The organism is Rhodopseudomonas sp. BR0C11 (assembly GCF_010820945.1).
Taxonomy (GTDB): domain Bacteria; phylum Pseudomonadota; class Alphaproteobacteria; order Rhizobiales; family Xanthobacteraceae; genus Rhodopseudomonas; species Rhodopseudomonas palustris_H.
The window spans coordinates 1-1030 of record NZ_QTKI01000745.1 but is presented as its reverse complement, the minus strand read 5'-3'; the positions used below and the strand labels follow the sequence as shown (position 1 = coordinate 1030).

Annotated in this window: 1 protein-coding gene; it reads right to left on the bottom strand. The window is 68.5% G+C overall.

What is annotated here, in order from left to right:
• Positions 1-100: 100 nt before the first annotated feature.
• Positions 101-958: an HTD2 family dehydratase gene (locus tag DYI24_RS27075; RefSeq protein ID WP_164574514.1), complete on the bottom strand. Its 858-nt coding sequence runs from the start codon at positions 956-958 to the stop codon at positions 101-103.
• Positions 959-1030: the final 72 nt, after the last annotated feature.

The window sequence follows — 1030 nt, the reverse complement described above, 5'->3', positions numbered from 1 at the left end:
CGCAGGCACTGTGCTCGGGGACCCCCACCCCGGCCTCCGCTTCGCTCGGCCGACCCTCCCCGCAAGGGGGAGGGGTTTCGCGGCCGCCGCGTGACAAATGCTACCAGCTCGCCGTGGCCTTCATGGTCGGCACGCCACCAGCATTGGCGGTCCATAGGTCGAGGCCGGCTGCCGTCTCGTTGGCGTTGACGCTGAAGTCGGCGCCGTCGAACAGCGGCTGCACGCCGCGATAGCTGAAGGTCTTCGGCACGCTGCCTTTGAGTTTGGCGGCGAATTCGACCAGCAGCGCGGCCTGCATCGGGCCATGCACGATCAGGCCCGGATAGCCCTCGACTTTGGTGACGTAGTCGCGGTCGTAGTGGATGCGGTGGCCGTTGAAGGTCAGCGCTGAATAGCGGAACAGCAGCACCGGATCGGCGAGGTGGCTCTCGCGATGCTTGGCGGCCGGCGGCGCAGCCGCAGGCTTGGCCGGCGCTGCGGGGGCGGACGAGGGCGGCGGCACGTCGCGATAGACGATGTCCTGGCGGTCGCGGATCGCAACGCCACGGGGCGTAGTGATCTCATGATTGACGGTGACAAAGCACAGCGTGCCGGTTGAACCCTGCTTGATCGTCACGTCGCCGATCGTCGAGGTCCGGGTCACTTCGTCGCCGACCTTGAGCGCATCGACGAACTGCAGTTCGCCGCCCGCCCACATCCGGCGCGGCAGCGGCACCGGCGGCAGGAAGCCGCCGCGGGTCGGGTGGCCGTCGGGGCCGAGCTGGTCCATCGGGTACACCGGCTGCCCGAGGCACCAGTGCACGGTGAAGGGAGCGGCATCGCCGGTCTGCGGCTTGCCGATGTCGAGGAACAGCGTCGCGCGCAGTCCCTTCACAAGTTGCGGCGTGACCAGGTCGGTAGCCTGTTCGCTGCGGCCGATCCATTGCCGCAGGTGATCGATGTCGAGCGCGTCGGTCATGTTGGTCCTCGCTTACTTGCGCTTGTCGCCGATGCCCGGCACTGCGCCGTAGCGGCGCTCGTCGCCGACGCA